The organism is Chlamydiifrater phoenicopteri (assembly GCF_902807005.1).
Taxonomy (GTDB): domain Bacteria; phylum Chlamydiota; class Chlamydiia; order Chlamydiales; family Chlamydiaceae; genus Chlamydiifrater; species Chlamydiifrater phoenicopteri.
The window spans coordinates 422,790-438,960 of the sequence record NZ_LR777658.1; the positions used below are offsets into that span (position 1 = coordinate 422,790).

Annotated in this window: 15 protein-coding genes; 11 read left to right on the forward strand and 4 right to left on the reverse strand. The window is 39.5% G+C overall.

Annotated features, from left to right (window positions below; genetic code table 11):
- Positions 1-69: 69 nt before the first annotated feature.
- The 8 genes from sctU (at position 70) to KJA58_RS01865 (ending at position 10,039) form a co-directional block, all read left to right on the forward strand.
- On the forward strand, positions 70-1,149 hold the full coding sequence (sctU, locus tag KJA58_RS01830; protein WP_213357762.1) for a type III secretion system export apparatus subunit SctU: 1,080 nt from the start codon (positions 70-72) through the stop codon (positions 1,147-1,149).
- Positions 1,149-3,281, forward strand: coding sequence for a type III secretion system export apparatus subunit SctV (sctV, locus tag KJA58_RS01835; protein WP_213357763.1), 2,133 nt, complete (start codon positions 1,149-1,151; stop codon positions 3,279-3,281). The genes sctU and sctV overlap by 1 nt, the downstream gene beginning before the upstream one ends.
- Before the next feature lie 33 nt (positions 3,282-3,314).
- Entirely contained in the window at positions 3,315-4,511 is a 1,197-nt protein-coding gene (gene sctW / locus KJA58_RS01840; RefSeq protein WP_213357764.1) for a type III secretion system gatekeeper subunit SctW, read from the forward strand.
- A 20-nt stretch (positions 4,512-4,531) separates the two neighbouring features.
- Positions 4,532-4,972, forward strand: a complete 441-nt coding sequence (locus KJA58_RS01845; protein ID WP_213357765.1) for a CesT family type III secretion system chaperone — start codon at positions 4,532-4,534, stop codon at positions 4,970-4,972.
- Between the two features lie 38 nt (positions 4,973-5,010).
- Positions 5,011-6,624 (forward strand): 4-alpha-glucanotransferase, encoded by a 1,614-nt coding sequence (locus KJA58_RS01850; protein ID WP_213357766.1) that lies wholly within the window; start codon positions 5,011-5,013, stop codon positions 6,622-6,624.
- A gap of 123 nt (positions 6,625-6,747) precedes the next feature.
- Positions 6,748-7,020, forward strand: a complete 273-nt coding sequence (gene rpmB, locus KJA58_RS01855; protein ID WP_213357767.1) for a 50S ribosomal protein L28 — start codon at positions 6,748-6,750, stop codon at positions 7,018-7,020.
- A 34-nt stretch (positions 7,021-7,054) separates the two neighbouring features.
- Positions 7,055-8,788 (forward strand): UbiD family decarboxylase, encoded by a 1,734-nt coding sequence (locus tag KJA58_RS01860; RefSeq protein WP_213357768.1) that lies wholly within the window; start codon positions 7,055-7,057, stop codon positions 8,786-8,788.
- Between the two features lie 105 nt (positions 8,789-8,893).
- Positions 8,894-10,039, forward strand: coding sequence for a phospholipase D-like domain-containing protein (locus tag KJA58_RS01865; protein WP_213357769.1), 1,146 nt, complete (start codon positions 8,894-8,896; stop codon positions 10,037-10,039).
- A 60-nt stretch (positions 10,040-10,099) separates the two neighbouring features.
- Here the strand turns inward: KJA58_RS01865 and KJA58_RS01870 are convergent, their stop codons facing one another.
- The 3 genes from KJA58_RS01870 to ltuB form a co-directional block, all read right to left on the reverse strand.
- Positions 10,100-10,579: a hypothetical protein gene (locus KJA58_RS01870; protein WP_213357770.1), complete on the reverse strand. Its 480-nt coding sequence runs from the start codon at positions 10,577-10,579 to the stop codon at positions 10,100-10,102.
- Positions 10,580-10,605: 26 nt separating this feature from the next.
- The gene (locus KJA58_RS01875) at positions 10,606-12,387 is read right to left on the reverse strand and encodes a hypothetical protein (RefSeq protein WP_213357771.1); all 1,782 of its coding nucleotides are present in this window, start codon (positions 12,385-12,387) and stop codon (positions 10,606-10,608) included.
- Positions 12,388-12,752: 365 nt separating this feature from the next.
- Positions 12,753-13,082, reverse strand: a complete 330-nt coding sequence (ltuB, locus tag KJA58_RS01880) for a late transcription unit protein LtuB (RefSeq protein WP_213357772.1) — start codon at positions 13,080-13,082, stop codon at positions 12,753-12,755.
- 245 nt (positions 13,083-13,327) lie between these two features.
- On the opposite strand from ltuB, the gene mreD reads away from it, so the two are divergent.
- From mreD to KJA58_RS01895, 3 genes are read left to right on the forward strand one after another with little or no spacing between them, the layout of a single operon-like run.
- Complete coding sequence (gene mreD, locus KJA58_RS01885; RefSeq protein WP_213357773.1) at positions 13,328-13,846, forward strand: rod shape-determining protein MreD; 519 nt, start codon at positions 13,328-13,330, stop codon at positions 13,844-13,846.
- Positions 13,843-14,724, forward strand: a complete 882-nt coding sequence (locus KJA58_RS01890) for a tetrahydrofolate dehydrogenase/cyclohydrolase catalytic domain-containing protein (RefSeq protein ID WP_213357774.1) — start codon at positions 13,843-13,845, stop codon at positions 14,722-14,724. Before mreD ends, KJA58_RS01890 begins: the two co-directional genes overlap by 4 nt.
- Entirely contained in the window at positions 14,679-15,701 is a 1,023-nt protein-coding gene (locus tag KJA58_RS01895; protein WP_213357775.1) for an FAD:protein FMN transferase, read from the forward strand. Before KJA58_RS01890 ends, KJA58_RS01895 begins: the two co-directional genes overlap by 46 nt.
- Here KJA58_RS01895 and smpB read toward each other — a convergent pair.
- On the reverse strand, positions 15,679-16,134 hold the full coding sequence (gene smpB / locus KJA58_RS01900; protein WP_213357776.1) for an SsrA-binding protein SmpB: 456 nt from the start codon (positions 16,132-16,134) through the stop codon (positions 15,679-15,681). The genes KJA58_RS01895 and smpB overlap by 23 nt on opposite strands.
- Between the last annotated feature and the right edge of the window lie 37 nt (positions 16,135-16,171).

Genomic DNA, 16,171 nt, shown 5'->3' on the forward strand with positions numbered 1-16,171 from the left:
TTTCCGGATTAACCTTAGAGACTAAAAAGTGCGATACTTTAAGACGTATCAATAAAACATTGGCGCAATATGGGTGAAAAGACAGAGAAGGCGACGCCAAAGCGACTTAGAGATGCTAGAAAAAAAGGTCAGGTAGCAAAATCGCAAGACTTTCCCTCCGCGGTTACATTTATAGTCTCTATGACCACAGCTTTTTATTTAGCTAACTTTTTCTATGAGCAGCTGGGCTCTTTTTTATCGTCGGTATTGATCCAAGCTCCAACCAATCATGAACCTAGGGTTACCCTATTTTATCTCCATAAGTGTTTGCTATTAATATTAACGACCTCTCTTCCTTTGTTAGGAGTCGTCTCTGTTATTGGATTATTAATAGGATTTTTAATTGTTGGACCAACATTTTCCACAGAAGTTTTTAAACCAGATTTAAAAAAATTTAACCCCATCGACAACTTAAAACAAAAGTTCAAGCTTAAAACTTTTATCGAGTTAATGAAGTCTGTGCTCAAGATTTTTGGCGCAGCATTAATATTGTACTTTACTATCAAAAGTAGAGCAGCTCTTCTCATAGAAACCGCAGGAATCTCTCCTATAGCTTCTGCAGAAATTTTCAAACAAATTTTGTTAAAAGCTACCACCTCTATAGGCATTTTCTTTCTTGTTGTTGCTGTTGCTGACCTTGTTTACCAACGACACAATTTCGCCAAAGAACTAAAAATGGAAAAGTTTGAGGTGAAACAAGAATTTAAAGATACAGAAGGTAACCCCGAAATTAAAGGCAGAAGAAGACAGATAGCACAAGAAATTGCCTACGAAGACTCTTCATCTCAAATTAAGCATGCTAGCGCAGTGGTTTCCAATCCTAGAGATATTGCCGTGGCCATAGGCTATATGCCAGAGAAGTACAAAGCGCCATGGATCATTGCCATGGGAGCCGATTATAGAGCGAGAAAAATCATTGAAGAAGCAGAGAAACACAACATTCCGGTCATGAGGAACGTCCCACTAGCACACCAACTTTGGGAAGAAGGAAAAGAGTTGAAGTTTATTCCAGAATCAACGTATGAAGCTATTGGGGAAATCCTCTTATACGTAACCTCTCTTAACGCACAAAACTCTAACGCTAAAGATCTTAACAAAGACGAAGATTGATGAATAAATTACTAAATTTTGTTAGTAAAACTTTTGGTGGAGAAGCCGCTCTTAATCTAATTAATAAGTCAAGCGATTTGCTGTTAGCTGTTTGGATGATTGGCGTCGTCTTGATGATCATCATCCCACTTCCTCCAGCAATTGTGGATTTGATGATTACAGTCAACTTAGGCGTTTCGGTTTTCCTGTTGATGGTAGCTCTCTACATTCCTAGCGCCTTGCAACTTTCCGTTTTCCCTTCACTCCTCCTTATCACAACAATGTTTCGTCTAGGAATTAACATTTCCTCATCACGACAAATCTTATTAAAAGCTTTTGCTGGGCACGTCATTCAAGCTTTTGGAGACTTCGTTGTTGGAGGGAACTATGTCGTAGGATTTATTATCTTCCTGATCATCACCATTATTCAGTTTATTGTTGTTACTAAAGGTGCTGAGAGGGTTGCTGAGGTTGCTGCCAGGTTCCGATTGGATGCTATGCCTGGTAAACAAATGGCTATTGATGCTGACCTTAGAGCTGGAATGATTGATGCTTCTCAAGCTAGGGACAAGCGAGCTCAAATTCAAAAAGAAAGTGAGCTTTATGGAGCCATGGACGGTGCCATGAAATTTATTAAGGGAGACGTTATCGCCGGTATCGTCATCTCCTTAATTAATATCGTTGGAGGACTGATTATTGGGGTCACTATGCACGGCATGGATTTGGCCCAAGCTGGTTACGTCTACACCTTGTTGTCTATTGGGGACGGATTGGTTTCTCAAATTCCTTCGTTATTAATCTCTCTTACTGCAGGTATTGTAACAACGAGAGTTTCTAGTGATAAGAATACTAACCTTGGAAAGGAAATTTCTTCGCAGTTAATCAAAGAACCTCGAGCGTTACTAATAGCTGCTTGCGCTACTTTAGGAATAGGTTTCTTTAAAGGATTCCCGCTGTGGTCCTTCGCTATGTTAGCTCTTCTTCTTGGATTCCTAGGCGTGGTCCTCTTAGCAAAGAAAAATAATGGCGCCAAGAAATCTGCCTCAGGAGCTACAGGTTCTACAACGGTAGGAGCAGCAGATGGATCTGCGGCTAGCGGAGAGAACGCTGATGATTACTCATTAACTCTTCCTGTTATCCTAGAATTGGGTAAGGATCTGTCTAAATTGATCCAACAAAAAACCAAAAGTGGTCAGAGCTTTGTTGACGATATGATTCCTAAAATGCGCCAAGCTCTTTACCAAGATGTTGGTATTCGTTATCCAGGAATACATGTCCGTACAGACTCTCCCTCTTTAGAAGGCTATGATTACATGATCCTTCTTAATGAGGTTCCTTATGTTCGAGGAAAAATTCCTCCTAACCACGTTCTCACTAACGAAGTAGAAGAAAACTTATCCCGGTATAACCTACCTTTCGTTAACTACAAAAATTCTGCAGGACTTCCTTCTACTTGGGTGAGTGAAGAAGCTAAGGGAATTCTAGAAAAGGCCGCTATTAAATATTGGACTCCTCTAGAAGTGATCATTTTACATTTGTCATACTTCTTCCACAGAAATTCTCAAGAGTTTTTAGGCATACAAGAAGTGCGTTCCATGATGGAATTCATGGAGCGCTCCTTCCCAGATTTGGTCAAGGAAGTTACTCGACTTATTCCTCTGCAAAAACTTACAGAAATTTTCAAGAGACTTATTCAAGAGCAAATATCTATCAAAGATTTACGTACGATTCTAGAATCTTTAAGTGAATGGGCTCAAACAGAAAAAGATACTGTTCTATTAACAGAATATGTGCGATCTTCTTTAAAGCTATACATCAGCTTTAAGTTTTCTCAGGGACAGTCAGCTATCTCTGTCTATCTTTTAGATCCTGAGATAGAGGAAATGATTCGTGGAGCTATCAAGCAAACTTCTGCGGGTTCTTATCTTGCTCTAGATCCTGATTCCGTAAACCTTATTCTGAAGTCTATGAGAAACACAATCACTCCGGCTCCTCCTGGAGGACAACCCCCAGTAATGTTGACAGCAATTGACGTTAGAAGATATGTAAGGAAACTGATAGAAACTGAGTTCCCCGATATTGCTGTTATCTCCTATCAGGAAATTCTCCCAGAGATTCGCATTCAGCCTTTAGGAAGAATTCAGATCTTCTAGAATTCTTTTTCTAAACTTCTTTGAGGGGGGCTAATGAGTGCATCAGGCGGAGCTGGCGGTCTAGGTGGTGCTGGCGCTGTTAATGTTTCAGCAATAGAAGCAAAAGCCGCAGCTGCTGACGCAAAAGAGGTTGTTGCTAATCAAGAAACTTCTGAGATGAGCATGATTACTGCTAGCCAGGATTTAACCAATCCTGCGGCAGCAACAAGGACTCGCAAGAAAGAAGAAAAGTTCGAATCCATAGAGAATCGCAAAAAAGCCTCCGCTGGAGAGGAAAAAAAGACTAAGTCGACAGAAGAAAAAGCTGGAGAAGATTTAGCCGATAAAACTGCCGCTAACAACCCAGAAATTTCTGCCAAAGATTTACGATCTTTAAAAGACAGTATCAGCGATGATGCTTCACCTGAAGATATTCTAAAGATGGTCAACGAAAAATTTTCTGACCCTGTATCAAAGATGCAGGCGTTAGAATATTTGGATGTAACCACTCCAGCTTCCCAAGGCGCTTTGAAAGAAGCTGTTTCTAGAGCCCGCCAACAATTTTTCAGTGAAAATCAAAGAGAGGTTTCTGGTGGGAAAAACATTCTATTCGCATCTCAACAATATGCGGAATCTTTAAATGTATCTCCTGCAGGGCTGCGTTCTTTATACACAGAGGTCACAGGAGACACCCATTCTTGCCAGCAATTGCTCGGCATGCTTCAAGATAGATACACCTTTCCCGAAATGGGGAAAGTGACGAGCTTTCTCCTAAATGGCATGTCTGCTGATATGAAATCTTCAGGACCTTCCATAGATCCAGCTAAACTGCAAGTAATGATGAATGAGATTAAAAATCTCCAAGCAGTCGTAACGTCTTTTGATTTTTTTGAGACTAGTTTTCCTGTCATGGAAAGCTCTCTTAAAATGGAGGGCATCCCTCTCCCTTCGGATCTAAATTTTGTAAAAGTTGCCGAAGGATTTCACCGAACTATCGGAGAAAAATTTCCATCTATGGCTAAACTGCAAAATGAAGTCCAAAGTCTTGTGGGAACGAGCGTAGAAGCTCAATCCGCTGTCCTAAATCTATTTTTCCGCGGACTAAGTAAAACCTCTCCTCGTCTCTACACAACGGCGGAGAAGAGAGATCAGTTGGCTGCTGTTATTACCAATACATTAGATTCCATCAATGCTAACAATGATGACTACCCTAAACCTACCGACTTCCCTAAACCCAAACCTTGGTCCTAACAAATTGGAGGCTATCTTTTATGCAAAGTCAATTTGAACAATTAATGGAGGAATTAGGCAAAGAAGTTGGTTCCCCCCTAGTTCCCGATGCTAACCATGCTTGTAAAATTCGATTTGCAGAAAATGATGTTGCAGTACAAATGGAAGCCGACGGCCCTAACGGTAATCTTGCTATTGGAGCTATGTTGGGGAAAGTGCCTGCTAATAATTTTAGAGAAAGACTGTTTAAGGCTGCTTTATCAGTAAATGCTTCTCATCAATCTGAAATCAAGGGCATTCTAGCTTACGGGGAAGTAACCGAGCAATTGTTTTTGTGTGATATTTTAAACATGCATTACCTAGACGGAAAGAAGCTATACGAGTACGCCTTATCTTTTTCTAAGCACGCAGCTATATGGATAGCTGCCGTCAATTCGGGCAATCTTCCAGACTTACATTCTTTAGGCTTATATAGTTTATGATCTCTGATTGGGATTCTTTTAACAAGAATACCTCTTCAATGCAGGGTAATAGACCTATCTCAAAGGATACTATTAGAGCAATTCTTAGCTCTCCTACCCGCACCCATTGGGAAAAAATAGGCATCAGCCACAAAGATGGCGTTTGTGTTCCTCTATTTTCTTTAAAAACCCGACTAAGTTGTGGCATAGGCGAATTTACAGACTTAATTCCATTGTTTTTATGGTGCAAAAAAATTGGCTTTCATATTGTTCAGTTACTCCCTCTGAATGATACAGGAGAAGATACTAGTCCTTACAATTCAATTTCATCTGTTGCGCTCAATCCTATATTTTTGTCTTTAACCTCTTTGCCTGACATAGAAAAGATCTCTTCCTTTCGAGAGAACCTTTCATTTTTGAGATCTCTGAATGATTATGACTCTGTACAATACGAAGCTGTTAGAAAAATAAAAATCGCCATTCTTAGAGAATATTACGAATTTGTGGGGAAAATGTGTGTAAAAACAGATCCCTTGTTTCAAAGCTTTCTCGAAAAAGAAGCGTACTGGTTAAAACCCTATGCATTATTTCGATCCCTTCGAGAATCTTTTCAGAACTCCCCCATCAATCAATGGCCAGGAAACGCCATAGAACATCTCGACATCAAATTCTTTGAAGAAAGACACTCTGACTCTGTAGCTTTTTTTCAGTATCTACAATACCTATGCTTTCAACAGTTTTCTCTTGTACGAAAGGAAGCAGACAAATTAGGAATTCTTATTAAAGGCGATATTCCTATTCTCATAAGTAACGACAGTGCAGACGTATGGTACTACAGAAAGCTTTTTACCTCTTCTGTCTCCGTCGGAGCTCCGCCTGACCTATATAATCAAGAGGGACAAAATTGGAAGCTTCCCCTCTATAACTGGGAAGCTATGGAAGCTACTCATTATGAATGGTGGGAAGCACGTCTACGTTACGCAGAAAATTTTTATTCTCTTTATCGACTAGACCATGTGGCAGGATTTTTCCGAATGTGGGTTATCCCAAAGGTTGGAAAAGCCAGATTTATTCCAGCCCAAGAATCTGAATTCTTAGTACAGGGAGTTCATGTTTTAAAAAAATTATTACACTTCTCGAAAATGCTCCCCGTTGGAGAAGATCTTGGTGATGTTCCCTTAAGTATACGGACATCCTTGAAAACTCTAGGTATTTGTGGAACAAAAATTCCTCGGTGGGAAAGACGCTGGGATTTTGACGGATCCTTTATCCCTCTCGCTGAATATGAGCCTATATCCCTGACCTCTCTTTCCACCCACGACTCTGACACTTTGCTATTGTGGTGGCTAAAGAATCCTCTGGAAGCCAAGAGTTTTGCTGAAATGCTGGGTATAACATACACCGAAAGAATATCTTTAGAAGCGCAAGAAAAAATTTTAAGAGCATCCCATCACTCGGCAAGCTTACTGCATATCAACTTACTAAACGATTATCTTTCCTTGGATCCAGCAATGGTTTCTTCTTCTCCGGAGAAAGAGCGAATAAATATTCCTGGCACCATTTCTAAAACTAACTGGGTTTATCGATGCAAACCCTATTTAGAAGACCTTTTAGAAAGAGATTCTTTTAATAAAAGGATTTCCAGCATTCTCTCAGAACCTCTTTCGAAGTAATTTTTTCTTTCTATATATCTAAAAAACAAGTAGTATGGGTCCCTGGAGATTTCTGCGGTTCTCAGCAGAGTTCTGTTCCAAAAAGTTATTTTATAACAAAGTTGTAAGCGAGTCGTCATCGTTATGTCTAGAAGATGCCAAATTACAGGCAAAAGACCCGAGAGAGGTTTTACCTATACCCTGCGTGGTATTGCCAAAAAAAAGAAGGGAATCGGTTTAAAGGTTACAGGAAAGACTAAAAGACGCTTTCTCCCTAACATCATCAAAAAACGTCTTTGGTCCCCAGAAGAAAATAGGTTTTTGAAGCTCAAAATTTCTACCAGCGCTCTTCGTTTGATTGATAAGATGGGCTTAAAGAAGGCGTTAGCTTCTAGTAAGTCTTCAAAAAGTTCCTAGTTTTTCATTCTAATCCAAGCTTAGGAGAAGGGGTATGTCTGCAGACCTTAGGAAGTTCCTATCCCTTCTCAGGAAGTCCAATCAACTCATAGATGTTAGAGTTCCCGTAGATCCCAACCTAGAGTTGGCGGAAATTCATCGCCGAGTCATTGGCGAAGGCGGTGGAGCTCTCCTCTTTCATAAAGTTTTAGGCTCTCCCTTTCCTGTTGTCACAAACTTATTTGGAACAAAACAGAGAGTAGACCTCGCTTTTTCCTCTTGTCCAAAAAATATTTTTAAAGACATTGCACGGTTAATATCTTCTCCGCCTTCCATCTCGTCTTTATGGAGGAATCGTTCCCTTATCTCTCGTTGCTTGCGTTCAGGAAAACGAAAGGTTTCACCTTTCTTTTGCCCACTAAAGAGAATGGTTTCTCCTGATCTCAACAAAATTCCTATGATAAAATCATGGCCTGAAGATGGCGGCCACTTTGTTACATTGCCACTGGTATACACAAGATCCCCTCTCTCTGGAAAAGAAAATCTTGGAATGTATCGTCTTCAGCGTTTCGACTCCTCCACTCTAGGCCTACATTTTCAAATCCAAAAAGGAGGAGGGGCACACCTTCATGAAGCAGAACAACTAGATAAAGATCTTCCTGTAGGAATATTTATCAGCGGAAACCCCTTTTTAATTCTATCCGCAATAACACCACTTCCAGAAAGTATCTCAGAGCTTTTATTTTGTTCTTTTTTGCAAAATAAAAAGATGCTCTGGTCTGATTGTGAAGAATCTATATTGCCAATCTTTCATGATGCGGAATTTGCTTTCTTTGGAGAATCTGTCAAACACTTGCGTCGTCTAGAAGGCCCTTTTGGAGATCATTATGGATACTATAGTTTGGCCCACAACTTTCCTATATTTAAGTGTCATTCTATTTATCACCGCAAAAACGCTATTTATCCGGCAACCGTCGTTGGAAAACCCAAGCAAGAAGATTTTTTCTTGGGAGAACAAATACAAGAATATTTGGCGCCGCTAATTTCTCTAACCATGCCTTCAATCTCCTCTCTACACACTTATGCTGAAGCCGGCTTCCATTGCGTTGCTTCTGCTGTCGTTAAGGAGCGATACTATAAGGAAGCTCTAGTCTCTGCTTTTCGAATTTTAGGAGAAGGACAGTTATCGCTAACGAAATTTCTTCTTCTAACAGACTTTCATGTAGAACTAAAAAACTTCCAGTCTTTGTTAACGGTAATTTTAGAGCGTTGTGTTCCGCATAAAGACCTTATTGTTTTTTCTGACACAAGCATAGATACTCTCGATTATACAGGGACAAAATTAAACAAAGGATCCAAGGCTATTTTAATGGGCCTTGGAGCTCCAAAAAGGACTCTTCCCACAGAGTATCAAGGTCCTGCTATACCCGGAATTGTCGATTTAGCCCCCTATTCCCCTGGATGTTTAGTCTTACAAGGAACTCCAGACTGCTCTATTCCTAGAATACTAGATCTCCCTTCTATAAAAAATTGGCCTCTAGTGGTCTTAACCGATAATGTTCAAAAAACCGTAGAAAGCTCTCTTTCCTTTCTCTGGCATGTTTTTACTAGGTTTGCTCCTGCCACTGATCTTCATGTACGTATTGATGGCATTTGTTCTCACCGTCCAATGTATACCTTTCCTTTTGTGATCGATGCTAGGATGAAACCTCACTACCCTAAAGAAGTTGAAGTAGACCCCGATACTTACCAGTTAGTTTCTTCCAGATGGAGGACTTATTTTTCTTGAAGATTCTTGAAAGAAGAATACACACCAAAAACGATTTTTTATAAAAAAATTAATAAAAAATAGTTTATTTAATAAACAAAATCATCAACTTTAAAAGAATCGAAAATGAAAAATAAAAAAAGAAAACCTCTAACAAAACTGTTTCTTTCTGCAATTTTGCTAATAGGAGGGAGCGGGTTTCTATTAGAAAACTCTGATGACCTCAAAACATTAGAAAAGTCTAGCGATCCAGTCATATACTCCTCACAATGCAAAGATAACGTAAGGGGCGTTCTCTGTAATTCTATGAGGAAAGCTAAAAACAGTATCTTTGTTAGAATCTATAACTTGTCTGATGAGTGGATTATCAACACGTTACATCAAAAATCTTCAGAAAAAGTACCTGTCAAATTACATTATTATCACTTGAAAAACGAACAGAATTTTTCTCGGTTTTATCCAAATATAGAAACTATACCGGCACCCTCTACTTCACAGAGAAACTCCCTCATGCACATAAAAGCTACTGTTGTAGATGACTCCACCGTATGGGTAGGATCTGCTAACTATACTTCAGATTCTCTAGATTTAGATTCCAATCTCACGATAGGCATTCGTAGTCAAGATCTAAGCAATTTGGTAACGACGAATACTTCAGGAACATGCTTCGTTAATAACAAGCAGATAGACTATTTTGCCTTTCCAGAAGACTCTGAACGCGGTCTCAACCGAATACTAAAGTTAATAAATAACGCAAAATATTCGATTAAGGTCGGGATGTTTGCTCTTACAGAGCCTCATTTACTCAATGCCTTATATGAGGCTCACTCAAGAGGTGTCGACACACAAATCATTATAGATAAATCTTATGCCCCTTTAACAAAGCAAACTCTTATAGAAGAATGCCGCTGTGAAGAAGACTTTCCCATATGGATAAAAACCTCCAAATATAAACTGCACCATAAATTTGCTTGGATCGATGACTCCATATTGATCTCTGGGTCTGCTAACTGGTCAAGGAATGGCTTCCATAATAACGTAGAAAATATTCTCATTCTCCACGACTTAACGCCTCAACAAAACAAAAAAATGCTCAACATATGGAATCAATTGTTAGCAAAGAAGACACCCCTAGAAGAATACTTGAAAACAGCAAAGCCTATTTCTAGAGGTAGCTATAAAAAAGGAGCTAAGAAAACGAAACTAAACAATCCTTTGCTCACGCCCTCTTTGACATTCCTAGAAACATACTATTCTGAAATGGCAGCGTAGCTAGTGAAGCGACAAACGTGCTCCTTCATATCAAGGAGCATACCAGCTTTTATAAAGTCCTTATCCCTCATACTTCTGGAAAAACAATGTATCAGCCATTTCTAGCAGTCCATTATTCCTAGCTATCACCCAATACTCTGCGGCCTCAGATATAGCTTCCGCAGCCTTCTTCCCTATACGAATGGGAAACTTACATTTCCTACTTCTTACATCCCAAACAACACAACGATTACCTGGGTCTCTTTTTTTCTTCTCATAGTTATCCATGGACTTAAAGATAGCAGAATCTAAATGGATGTTCTTAAGAGCTGACAAAATAATTTTTGCTTGCTTTTTCTTGCTTATTAAGCGAAACCTGTGCTTCCTAGACTTTCTATCACTAATATTTTCTACAGAAGCAATCAAAGCGTGCTTAATAGCTGTTGAAGCTATTTCTCCAACAATTTTTCTTACTGAGTCTTTCCCCTCCCCATTAGAGGAGTTCCCCTGTGAAGCGCCAAAAGATAAAATCTGCCCATAAGGATTAAAATGTATACTCATAAACGGATCAATACCTTCATTGTAAACTAATTACTTTTATTATCTTCTTCTGCTATTTCTTCGATTTCTTCCTCGTTACGCTCTTCTCGCTTCTGTCGGTCGTTATTATCATCGCTAGAATCATTGTATGCTGATGCAGCCTCAGGCTTCCCTTGTATAGACATTTTCGAAGATCCCTCCCCATAAGGAGAATGAGGTCTCAAAACCAAAGCTGGGTCTACAGCAACATTCCTATATTGGTAAATAAGGGGGTCCGGCGGAGAATTACGGCCAGGAATATCATTAAGCTCTTTAAGATGTTCCGCCTTACTCTTAGGCGGGGAAAGCTGGAAAGCCATCCCCTGGCAAGAAGAAAACAAATAAGCAGAACATGTTATTGCCGATTTTCTTTCTAAAGGACGCTCCTGCCGATTGTCTGAAAAACTACTAGACCGTGTATTAATCTTTATCGGGCGTTCCAGAAAACTTTCTTCCCTATATCGAAAATCTGAAGAGCTAGAACTACTCTCTCCCAAACTCTCGTAACGCTTGAATGTTAAAGGAGTTAGCGTTTTCTCTATTTTCAATGTATCATTATCCACAACTTTGCTACTGAACTTTTGGGACTTCATTCCAGACTTATGTATATCAAACCCATCTTCTCTGACACGAACCTCTTTACCCAAAACTCCGGGGGAACTTTCATTACCACTGCCTCTAGGAAGGCGAAACTTGTAAAATCCAGAGCTGCTAAACGAAGAAGAACTGGCTAGGTAAGGACCTCCTCCAAGCAACGAAGCATTTAACAACAATTTTTCCTTAGCTTTTTGATTTTCAATTTGTTCCTGAGTAATTTTTTCTGCGATATCTTTTTTTTGTTCGTTCTCTGACAACTCCTCAACAGCTTCTCCTGTTTCCAAAGTAACTTCTTCGTTCCTAGCAGACATCTCTTCCACCAACTCATCGTTAGAAGGAGAAATTTTTCTGGAAAAAGATGTTGCTGAGGCAGTCCTCAGTTCAGGAGCAGCAAAATCTACCATCCCCTCCATAGCGAGGAGAGGAGATCTTCTTAATAACGAAGTAGTCTCTACGTTAGCGTCCATCAATTTACTTACAACTTCTCCTCCAAGTCTCTGCGACGTCCACGAGCTATAAACAACATCTACATCATCCGGTGAGATCGTAGGTTTTGTAGGAGCAAATAAAACAGAAGATGCTTCAACCTCTTCTAAAGATAGAGCACTATGATCAAAAATAGGGTTGTCGATGCCAAAAAATGAAGAAGATTGTGTAGACCGCATATCAGTATCAATACTTTCATACTCTGAACGCGCCATCCCGGAAGCATCAAAGTAAAAGTCCATCATACTCGATGAAACATCAGCTGATTTACCAAAAGATTCCGGTATCTCGCTGGGAATTAAAGAGGTTCCTTCACCAGAATCTCTGGCTTTTTTGGCAGAAATGCTCGCCCCTTTCGAACCGAAGCCAGAAAGAAAAGCTTTCATTCCCGACTTCATCTTATTCATAGATTGCTTTAGCTTGGAAAAGGCTCCCATCTTTTCCTGAGTTTTCTCTAACTTCCTCTTATTCAACTGAGCTTCAGAGAAATGTTCTAGAGAGGAAGAAGATCTTACGACAGCTTCTTGCTTTTTGCCTGTAGTTGACACTGAGTCTGTTTTATCAGAGGAAATGTCTATGGTATCAATGGTATCAATATGTTCTGAATCATTAACTTCTTCAGCAGCCTTTTCAGGCCCTCCCATCATATTTGGATCCCAGTTAGGCCCCCCTAGAGGGGACATTCCTCCTCCAGAAATTGTAGACATAACCTCCTCCGAAAAAAGTAAAATAAACAAATAAAATAATAAAAACTTTATTATTAATATTTTAAAATTCGGCGAGTTATTTTATAAAACAAAAAAAATGGAATTATAGAAATCTATCAATGCAAAACAAAAAAAACACGAGAGAAAATCCCCCTCGTGCCAAAACCTTACCGACAAAACCACAGAAGTGTGTAAAAACAAACAACTTAAGGCTTAAAGTTAAAGATCTACCAAAATCCTATAAACTGTTAACCTTCTGTAGATAACTCTGTCTCAGATAAACTCCTTAGAAAGGTTTTTTCGATAATACTCCTACAAAAGTGTCCTCTTCTCTTGTAAAAGGAAAATCGAAGTATGAGAAAAAGCTATAATCTAATTGAATACTTCCCGAGATTTTCTAAATCGGAGTAAACAAACCCTTTGTCATGATGGAAAATTAGAAGCCGCTCCTGCTCAGCAGCTTTAGCTTTAAGCATTCCACTCACAAGCTCATCAAATTTCCTTGCCTTTTCTTCTAACTCTTTAGAATTAGCAGCCTTACTTATGACGCTATCCCTTTTTTCAGATCTCTTTAAAGATTTTTTGCTTTTAGAAGTTTTCTTTATGGCGTTCATTGAAACTGTAGATATGCTCTGTTTTCTTTGTTCAAAATTCTCTATAGAAGATTTTTTTGTTCGATTTTTCTTTTTAACCACGAATAAACCCCATAAAAAAGAACTAATCCAACTAGTTTTATTATAAACAACAATAAAAATTATTTTAATCCTTCAAAAAAACAAAGAAACATTAAAAACAAAAAACAGAAGCACCATCTCACTGAATATCAACATCGTTCTCGGTGTTAACTTGTAATTTTATTTTTTTTCTTTTATACTCCCTCTCCTCCTTCGCATAACTAAAACGATAACTATCTCTCTCTTGAAAATGGACATTCTCAACCATGTATAAGCGCTCTACGAGCACATGCTTCCTTCTTTCTTTGACTGTTTTTTTGGCGCTGCCATCCATTCAAACCACACAAATACAACCAACTAAACTCCTTTGTTTTGCCCCTTATCTTGCGGCCTCCATTTATAAACATAAAATGCCTCAAGTGTTATTGAAAGCTATGTTTGTAGGCTTGCTTTATGATCTCTTTTCTTCTACAACCTTTGGAGCTTACTCTCTCCTACATGTTCTTTCTGCTTTAATAATTTACAGATTAAAAAGCGTTTTTTTAGAAGAAAAGCTTCTTTCTGTTCCTTTAATCACGGCTATTTTCTCCTCAGTTTTCTATCTGCTCTCTTACCCCATTTTCACTCTGTTCCATTTCCACTTGTTTTCACAAAAACGACTCTTTCTAGATATCAAAAACGCTTTCACAATAGACTTTCTCTACGCGATAATAATCTATGTCATCCCTTGTCTTATATCTGAAGGAAGACGTAGAATGCTTTCGCTAATAAGGAGATTCTTATGATTCTATATGGCCAGCCAGTAGCGGATAAAATTTTTCAGAAAATTACTCAAAATGTGCAGAAAGCACCTTCAAAGCCAGGATTGGCTGTAATCCTTGTTGGGAATAACCCTGCCTCAGAAGTCTATGTTGGAACAAAAGTAAAACGTGCTCAAGAGCTAGGAATGAATTCCAAAGCCTATAGGTTGCCTTCCGATGTGGAGCCATCCCGAGTTCTGGAATTAGTTCAAACCTTAAATTTGGATCCCGAAACACACGGCATCCTCCTCCAACTCCCTCTTCCTAAACACCTTGATGCCGATGCTATCATTAGCACGATAGCTCCAGAAAAAGATGTTGACGGTTTAACTCCAATAAATATGGGCAAATTATTGTCAGAAATACCTGGAGGCTTTGTTCCTTGTACACCGGCAGGCGTTGTAGAAATTCTTAACCATTATTCCATACCTGTAGAAGGGAAACATGTTGCTATTCTAGGCCGCAGCAACATCGTAGGAAAGCCTTTAGCTGCTTTAATGATGCAGAAACACGCTCTCACAAACGCTTCTGTGACTGTTCTCCATAGTAAATCAGAAAATATTAAGGAAATTCTCCTTAGCGCAGACATTATTGTTTCCGCTATAGGCTCTCCATTCTTTCTTAAAGGGGATATGGTTTCTTCTAAATCCGTGGTCATAGATGTGGGGATATCAAAAATTCCTGACGAAGAGTCTCCTAAAGGCTATCGTATAGTCGGTGACGTCGACTTTAACAATGTGGTGACAAAGTGCGCAGCCATTACGCCTGTGCCTGGCGGAGTAGGCCCTACCACAGTAGCTATGCTAATGAGAAACACATGGGAAAGTTACCAAAAATTAGAGATTTTCGGCTCATCATCCTAAAAGGATTGGTAATCACTATCCTTTCTATTTTCTCTGTTAATACTTTGATTGACAAGGGGAAGCTTCTTGCTTTCAAACATTTAGTGAGACACTCTCCCTATACTCTTTGTGGGGTGGCCATGACCATCCCGTATAAGATTGTTATAGGAGAAAATTTGTCTATTAAACAAAGGAAAGCTGTGGATACCGCCGTCAGCAAAACCTTTCAACATATAGACACTGTATTCAATAATTGGAACCCGGCATCAGAGGTATCTTCCATCAACAGGGCTCCAGCCCATACTCCGATAACCATCTCTAAAGATTTATTTTCTTTCCTGGAATTTACCCTCGAACTCTCAGTCCTGACTAATGGAAGGTTTGATCCAACTCTAGGAAATCTTAAAAACCTGTGGATCTCACATTTAAAGAAAAATTCTATTCCTTCTGAAAATGAACTCGAACGATATCAGAAAGCATGTGGCCTCGCCAATATTTCTTTAGACCATCAAAACCGAACCATCTCTAAATCTTTCAAAGAGACTAGCTTAGATTTATGCGGTATCGTTAAAGGGCATGCTGTAGATAAACTTGTGGAAGCTCTAAAAAACCTAGGCATTCGGTCTGCTTACGTAGAGTGGGGAGGAGAGATAAAAACTGTCGGCAAGCACCCCACAGGAAGACTATGGAAAGTGTTTTCTATAGCATCAAACACTCCCCTAGAGCTTAAAGAACAAGCCATAGCATCCAGCGGCAGCTACCTGCAAAACTGGCTTGTAACAAACGATAAATACACGCATATCATAGATACTAAGACATTGACCCCACTAAAAGAGGGCGATCAAACAATTGTAGCTATTTCCGTCGTCCATGACTCCTGTGCTTATGCCGATGCCATAGCGACAGCCATGATGACCTTCTCTTCAAAAGACGAAGCCATCCAGTGGGCTCACGAACAAGGCGTAGAAGCTTATGTTATCTCAAACGACGCTTCATAGCAGCTTCCGCCTCCCTCTTCCGCTCACGATCGATGATGGCTTGGCGCTTGTCATGGGTTTTCTTCCCCCTTCCACAACCAATTTTAACCTTAGCAAAGCCGTTCTTTAACAAGATGGCCAGCGGCACCACCGTCAATCCTTTCCGAGAAAGAAAAGATTCTATCTTTGCTATTTCATACTTGTGCAACAACAACTTTCGAGGCCGACGTTCTTCGTGATTATTGATATTCCCAAATCTGTAAGGAGCTATACCAGCCCCAATTAACCAAGCCTCCCCTCTGGAAACCGTAACATAAGCATCAGCAAGACTGCCCCCATGATCCCTTAGAGACTTAATCTCTGTTCCCCTTAAAACAATTCCAGCTTCAAAAGTTTCTGTTATTTCGTAACTATGAAAAGCCTTTCTGTTTGATACAATCTCTTTGCTACTCATAAGACCAATTCAAAAAAGAAGGAAGTATATCAAAAGA

Coding starts and splice junctions, on each gene's coding strand:
- KJA58_RS01845 (WP_213357765.1), top strand. CDS start 4,532: ATGCAAAGTCAATTTGAACAATTAATGGAGGAATTAGGCAAAGAAGTT.
- smpB (WP_213357776.1), bottom strand. CDS start 16,134: ATGAGTAGCAAAGAGATTGTATCAAACAGAAAGGCTTTTCATAGTTAC.
- sctW (WP_213357764.1), top strand. CDS start 3,315: ATGAGTGCATCAGGCGGAGCTGGCGGTCTAGGTGGTGCTGGCGCTGTT.
- rpmB (WP_213357767.1), top strand. CDS start 6,748: ATGTCTAGAAGATGCCAAATTACAGGCAAAAGACCCGAGAGAGGTTTT.
- KJA58_RS01890 (WP_213357774.1), top strand. CDS start 13,843: ATGATTCTATATGGCCAGCCAGTAGCGGATAAAATTTTTCAGAAAATT.
- KJA58_RS01860 (WP_213357768.1), top strand. CDS start 7,055: ATGTCTGCAGACCTTAGGAAGTTCCTATCCCTTCTCAGGAAGTCCAAT.
- sctU (WP_213357762.1), top strand. CDS start 70: ATGGGTGAAAAGACAGAGAAGGCGACGCCAAAGCGACTTAGAGATGCT.
- mreD (WP_213357773.1), top strand. CDS start 13,328: ATGTATAAGCGCTCTACGAGCACATGCTTCCTTCTTTCTTTGACTGTT.
- KJA58_RS01895 (WP_213357775.1), top strand. CDS start 14,679: ATGGGAAAGTTACCAAAAATTAGAGATTTTCGGCTCATCATCCTAAAA.
- KJA58_RS01870 (WP_213357770.1), bottom strand. CDS start 10,579: ATGAGTATACATTTTAATCCTTATGGGCAGATTTTATCTTTTGGCGCT.
- KJA58_RS01850 (WP_213357766.1), top strand. CDS start 5,011: ATGCAGGGTAATAGACCTATCTCAAAGGATACTATTAGAGCAATTCTT.
- sctV (WP_213357763.1), top strand. CDS start 1,149: ATGAATAAATTACTAAATTTTGTTAGTAAAACTTTTGGTGGAGAAGCC.
- KJA58_RS01875 (WP_213357771.1), bottom strand. CDS start 12,387: ATGTCTACAATTTCTGGAGGAGGAATGTCCCCTCTAGGGGGGCCTAAC.
- KJA58_RS01865 (WP_213357769.1), top strand. CDS start 8,894: ATGAAAAATAAAAAAAGAAAACCTCTAACAAAACTGTTTCTTTCTGCA.